The 5,713-nt window shown below is 71.9% G+C and carries 4 protein-coding genes and 1 pseudogene; 2 read left to right on the forward strand and 3 right to left on the reverse strand.

Annotated elements, in window-relative coordinates:
- Nucleotides 1-221: 221 nt before the first annotated feature.
- Complete coding sequence (locus tag GX015_RS09540) at nt 222-1,493, reverse strand: ROK family transcriptional regulator (RefSeq protein WP_291344670.1); 1,272 nt, start codon at nt 1,491-1,493, stop codon at nt 222-224.
- 356 nt (nt 1,494-1,849) lie between these two features.
- Between GX015_RS09540 and GX015_RS09545 the strand changes: the two genes are divergently transcribed.
- Both GX015_RS09545 and GX015_RS09550 read left to right on the forward strand, forming a co-directional pair.
- The gene (locus GX015_RS09545; protein ID WP_291344671.1) at nt 1,850-2,149 is read left to right on the forward strand and encodes an RNA-binding S4 domain-containing protein; all 300 of its coding nucleotides are present in this window, start codon (nt 1,850-1,852) and stop codon (nt 2,147-2,149) included.
- Between the two features lie 598 nt (nt 2,150-2,747).
- Entirely contained in the window at nt 2,748-3,620 is an 873-nt protein-coding gene (locus GX015_RS09550; RefSeq protein WP_291344672.1) for a VOC family protein, read from the forward strand.
- A gap of 99 nt (nt 3,621-3,719) precedes the next feature.
- On the opposite strand, the gene GX015_RS09555 is transcribed toward GX015_RS09550, so the two are convergent.
- Nucleotides 3,720-5,186, reverse strand: coding sequence for an isocitrate/isopropylmalate family dehydrogenase (locus GX015_RS09555; RefSeq protein ID WP_291344674.1), 1,467 nt, complete (start codon nt 5,184-5,186; stop codon nt 3,720-3,722).
- Between the two features lie 175 nt (nt 5,187-5,361).
- A pseudogene (locus GX015_RS09560) lies at nt 5,362-5,713 on the reverse strand (thiamine biosynthesis protein); the annotation flags it as partial.

The raw sequence follows: 5,713 nt of genomic DNA on the forward strand, positions 1-5,713 counted from the left end.
AGGCCCCGGCGACCGGGTTCGTGCGGCGGGGCGAGCGGCGACGCCACGCTCGGCGCCATCCCCGGCCCCGCCCCCGATCGCCTTCTTGGCGCCGCCGGCTGCCGTCGGAATCCGGCACTCCCCAGTCGGTGCCATGGCCGAGGGGCCGCGTTCCGGTGTCCGGGGCGGCCGTCGGTTCTTGATGCTCCTCGGACATGGCCGCCAATTGTGCCGTACGGCGTTCAGGCAAGGCTCAACGGGTCCGTGTGCAGCGGGTCCAGTGCCACCGCTCGTGCGGCGTCGCGGGTGATGGTGCCCCGAGCGCGGGATACGCGGATGTCGCGGCGGACCGGGGATGTTTCGGCGATGGCCCGGGCGGCCACTCGCAGTCCCGCGGCGTCGGCGGTGAACGCCGCGCCGGCCAGGATCACGTGCGCGGGATCGACGATGTCCGCGACGTTCGACACCGCCAGGCCCAGCAGGCGCGCCCGCTCGTCGAGGATCGCCCGGGCGGCGGCGTTCGTTTCCCCGGCCGCGACGAGCTCGGCGAAGGAGTCCGCCCGGATGCCGTGTTCGCGGGCGGCGGCGAGCACCCCGGTGGCGCCGACGGCCTCGCGCAGCGTCGCGCCTCCCAGTAGATCGCTGTCCGCCGGGCGCAGGTGGCCGATCGACCCATCGCCATGCGCCGGCCGGTGCACGGCTCCATCGACCGTCCACGCCACCCCGATGAGCTCGCGGGCGTAAAAGTACAACGACGTCGGCAGGCGGCCCCCGTCCACGCCGGAACCGTCGGCTCGGGCGGACTTCAGCGGGTTGGCGGCCAGCTCGGATGCGGCCATGGCCGCCACGTCGGGGGCGGCGAGCGCGGGGAGGCCGAGACCGTCGTAAAGCATGCCGACCAGGTCGGTCGGCCCCCACCCGTATGACCGCGACGTGACCGTGCCGTCTGCGGCGACATGGCCGGACAGGGCGGCGCCGACCGTGCGCAGCGGGCGCGCGATGCCCGTGCGCAGGCGGTGGATGCCCGCGACGATCGAATCGATCGCCTCCTCCGGCGACAGCGCGTCGAGCGGCAGGTCGAGGTCGGTTTCGCGGAGCACGCGGCCGACGGTGTCGAAGATGGCGATGTGCGTCGTGCGCAACCCCAGGTGCGCGCCGACGTGCAGCCACGGCGACTTCGCGGGGGCCAGCGGGATGCGCGGGCGGCCCGCGCCGGTTCCGGTGATCAGGTCGGGGCGTTCCTCGATGAGGCCGGCGTCGAGAAGCGCCGTCACCCCGCGCGCGACGGTCGGCTGCGACAGGCCCGTCGACGCCGCCAACTCCGGGCGGGTGACCGGCCACTGCAGGCGGATCTGGTGGTGCAGCCGCGCCGCCGGGGACGTGGGCAGCCGGAACGCCGCCGTCGGGCTGATCGTCCGGGGCGCGGGCAGGACGGACGGCGCGGCCGGGGAGGCTGCGGTGGTGCCGGCGGCGCCCATGGGGTCGGCGATCGTCGTCGTGGCGGTGCGGGACATGGGGAACATCATTGAATAGACCGACTGGTCTGTCAATTCGCTGTCGGCGTGCGATGCCCCGAACTGCGCATTATCGCTTTCGGTGACGCGTCAATGATCCCGAAAGACCGTCTCGTCTACTTTCCGGCGGCTGTTCCCCGTCCTCTCCGCGCTCTCTCGGCGCCCTCTCCCCGTCCTTTCGCCGTCCTCTCCCCGCCCTCTTCCCGCTCACTGCCCGCGCACTGCCCGCCCGCGGCGGCACCGTGTTTCGCGTCCGGCAACAAGCCGCTCCACTCCCGGTGGTGCACCGTTCCTTGTGGTCGTGCGCCGCCTTGCACGTCCCGGAAGGGCGCCCGCTCCTGTGCCATGCTTGGGGCATGGAGCCTTATGACGTCGCCATCCGCGACGAGTCCATCCGCCTGGGCCAATTCCTGAAGCTGGCCAACCTCGTCGAGACCGGCGGCCTGGCCAAGGAGGTCATCGCCGAGGGGCAGGTCGAGGTCAACGGGGAAGTCGACACCCGCCGCGGCCGCCAGCTGCACCCCGGCGACGTCGTCGCGGTCGCCGGCGCCGCCGCCCGAGTCGCGCGCCCCGAGGACATCGACGACGACTACTTCGACGAGGCCACCGCCGACGACGACTTCGATCCGGAGAAGTGGCGCAACGTCCAGATCTGACGGCGTGAGCTGACAGGCGGGAGCTGACCGCCCGGCCGCGAAGACCCGGTTCCGACGGTCGAGTTCGGACGGTCGAGCTCGGACGGTCGAGCTCGGACGGCGCCATTCCAACGCCTCAAAGCAATCGTCGGCCGGTCTCGCGTCGCGCGGGCCGTCGTCAAGCAAGACGCGCGGAGGCCGAAGTGCGCCACGCGGCCCGTAGAGCGATCGGAACCGCGAGCGGGGGCTCGGGTGCCCGCCAATCGCGCTCGGGGGCCTGTGGTGCGACATTTCGTTTGCGCAGGTCAAGGGCCTCTGTGTGGGTGCAATTCGTGGGAAGTGGCCCATGAATTCAACTAGCCGCCGTACGGCTTGACGACGAAGACGGCGTGCGGCGCGGTGTTGAAGAAATGACCCCCGAAAAATTCAAGAAGCCGCCGCACGGACCCGGATTCGGGACGCCGTACGGCGGCTCGTTGAATTCCGCGGGGTTCAAAGCCGGGCCCACCTCGAGCCCGGCGCCGATCCGGACCGGAACCGGCCCCGGCGCCTCCGGTAGCATGGCCCGACGTGCGCGAACCCCGCGCAGAAGTTCGAGCAGTACCCGTGGAGGACCCTCATGCCCGCTTTCCCCGCCGAGTTCGGAATGCCCGTCCGCGTCGACCTGGTGTCGAGCGCGCCCCGCAAGTCGGAGCGCTTCTACCGCGAGCTGATGGGCTGGGAGTTCAGCGCGGCCGGTGAGGGGGAGGGACGTCGCGTCGCGAAGCTGATGGGGATGCCGGTGGCGGTGCTTTTCGGCGCCGACCAGGGCGCCGACCAGGGCGATTCCGCCGCGGCGGCGACGGCGGACCAGTGGCGTGTGAACTTCCACGTCGACGATGTCGCGGCCGTGGTGGAGAAGGCCCGCGGCCTGGGCGCGGACGTCGTGCGCGAGCCGGTGGCGCTGGTCGACGGCGGCGCGATGGCGGTCATCGTCGATCCGGCCGGCGCGCTCGTGGGCCTGCTGGAGCAGCCGGGCGAGCAGGCGTTCGTCGCGGCGGGCGAGCCGGGCGCCCCGGTGTGGTTCGAGCTGATCGCGGGCGACGTCGACGGTTTCGATGACGTCGTGGCCTTCTACCACGAGCTTTTCGGCTGGGAGGTCGCCGTCCGCGCGCGCACGGAGGAGGGCGTCTACGCCATCGCGATGGAGGCCGGCGCGCCGTTCGCGGGTCTCGTCGCCGGTCCGCAGGCGGCGGGCGCGGGCGAGGAGGGTTCCTTCACCGGTTGGCTCGCGTACCTGGGCGTGGAGAACATCGGCCAGGCGGTGATGCGCACGCAGGAGCTCGGCGGTGAGGTGCTGGTGCCGGTGCAGGACACGGAGTTCGGGCCGCTGGCGACCATCGCGGATCCGTCGGGCGCGACGACGGTCCTGTGCGAGGTGCCGCTGCCGCCGGAGGACGACGCCCGCGAGTCGGATCCGCTGCAGAACATCGATCTCAGCCAGTTCCAGTAGGCGCAAACGGTTAACCCACCTCGAATGACTTAACCCACCTGCTATGACGGGTGGGTTAAGACATTCCGGGTGGGTTTGTGGCTGGTGAGGGCGGCTGCTTTACGACGTCCCGGCGACCAGCCCGGCCACCGCATCCGCGAATCCCGCCGTGGTGTTGGTGCCGCCGAGGTCGGGGGTGGGGTTGTCGCGCAGCGTGGCGATGACCGCGCTGCGCAGCAGGTCCGCCCGCTCCCGAAGGTCGCCGTCGGGGTTCGCCGTCGCTTCGGTCGCAGCCTCCGACTTTGACCCCGCCTCGGACCCCGCCCCGCACTCCGCAGCCGGTGAAGCCTGCGACGCCTCAACCTTGTCGGCGAGGTGCTCGGCGCACATGGCCGCCGACAGCAGGAACGCCGCGGGGTTGGCGATGCCGCGCCCCGCGATGTCCGGCGCCGACCCGTGCACGGGCTCGAACACCGCGTGATCTGCGCCGATGTTGCCCGACGACGGCAGCCCCAGCCCGCCCATGAGGCCCGCGCCCATGTCGGAGAGCATGTCGCCGAGGAGGTTTTCGGCGGCGATGACGTCGAAGCTGCGCGGTGCGGTGATCATCCGCATGGCCACGGCGTCGGCGTTGGCGATCTCGAATTCGACGCCGGGGAATTCGGCGGCGACCTCGTCGACGGCGTCGCGGATGACCGCGCCGGATTCGCGGAGAATGTTCGGTTTGTCGGCCACGGTCACGCGCCGCAGCGCCGGATCGGCCGCGTGTCCGGTCAGTGCCGCCGCGGTGCGGAGGAGGCGTCGCCACGCGAAACCGGTGGTCACGCGCAGGGCGATGGCGGTATCGGCGGGCGTCGAGCGGGCCACGGTGGGGTCGTGCTTGACGACGTCCCACATCCCCGCCAGCGCCGCACTTTTCGCGTGCGCCCCGGTTGCTCGTTCGCCGGGCGCGCCGCCGTCCGGTGCATCAGCGGTGTGCGCATCAGCTGTGTGAGCACCGGCAGCGTGAGCATCGGCAGCGTGTACACCCGCGCCGCGCATGGAGAAGTCGTGGGAGTACAGGCCCTCGGTGTTCTCGCGGACGACCGTGAAGCCGAAGCGGGGTGCGGTGCGGGATGCGGTGTTGGGTGGGGAGTGAGACGAGGTGCGGGCCGATGGGGGAGTGGCCGGGGCGTCGTGAAGCGAAGAAGCGGTTGACCCGGCCAGCAGGTCCTCCACGGGGCGGACGTTGGCGAAGAGGTCGAGGCGCCGGCGCAGCTGCAGCACCGGCGAGCGGTAGGTCAGGCCGGTGCCGCGGAGATGGCCGGCGAGCTCGGCCTCGGCCTCGCGGGCGGGCTTGGAGGTGATGGCCGCCATCAGCGCGGCGTCGGCGTCCTCGAGTGCCCGCCACGTCGCCGCCGGCACGGGATCGCCGTCGGCGCACCAGCACTCCCAGCCGATCGCCGCGTCCGTGAAATCCCAGGTGGGGAAGGTCGCGGCGAGCACCGGGCGGCAGGCGTCGACGATCTCCGGACCGATGCCGTCGCCCGGCAGCAGCACGATCGAGTGACGGTCGGGGGTCGCGGCGGGGCAGGCGGCGGGGCTCATGACGTCGAGCATAGGAGCGCGCAGATTTCTAGACCGGGGCGGCTAAAAATCGGGGTGAAGGGCACTAACTGCAGACGCTTCGGCGATTCCGTTGCATCAAATCCCGGAAGCGTCTGCAGTTAGTGCCGTTCATGTCCGGCGGGGAGGTGAGGGCGGCCGCGGCGGCGGCAGGCGGCTACTTCGCGAAGGTCACCGGCACGTCGACGACGTCCTCGAATCCCTCGGAGTGGTCGCCGAAGACCTTGAGGGTGCAGGAATCGGTGCGGCAGTCGACGCCCTCGCCGGCGGCCTTGGCCGTCAACGTCACCGTCGCCTCGCCGTTCTCCGGCACCGGCTGCGAGCCGCCGCGGTTGGACAACCACGCCTGGGTGCCCGGCACGGTGCGGTCGCCGGTGCACGCCGGGGCCGGCGAACCCTCGGGGCGATCGCCGCAGAAGCCCAGGTAGTAGCCCCCGTAAGCCGGGTCGAGGCCGGAGAGCGTGATGGTGACCTCGGAGCCGTCCGCGATCTCGGCACCGGGGGAGACC

Origin of the sequence: Corynebacterium sp., from assembly GCF_012837295.1 — a bacterium.
In the GTDB taxonomy this organism is placed as follows: Bacteria; Actinomycetota; Actinomycetes; order Mycobacteriales; family Mycobacteriaceae; genus Corynebacterium.

What these genes read in the sequence shown, in the direction of transcription:
- GX015_RS09550 (WP_291344672.1), top strand. Translation starts at nt 2,748, where the DNA reads ATGCCCGCTTTCCCCGCCGAGTTCGGAATGCCCGTCCGCGTCGACCTG.
- GX015_RS09540 (WP_291344670.1), bottom strand. Translation starts at nt 1,493, where the DNA reads ATGTCCCGCACCGCCACGACGACGATCGCCGACCCCATGGGCGCCGCC.
- GX015_RS09545 (WP_291344671.1), top strand. Translation starts at nt 1,850, where the DNA reads ATGGAGCCTTATGACGTCGCCATCCGCGACGAGTCCATCCGCCTGGGC.
- GX015_RS09555 (WP_291344674.1), bottom strand. Translation starts at nt 5,186, where the DNA reads ATGAGCCCCGCCGCCTGCCCCGCCGCGACCCCCGACCGTCACTCGATC.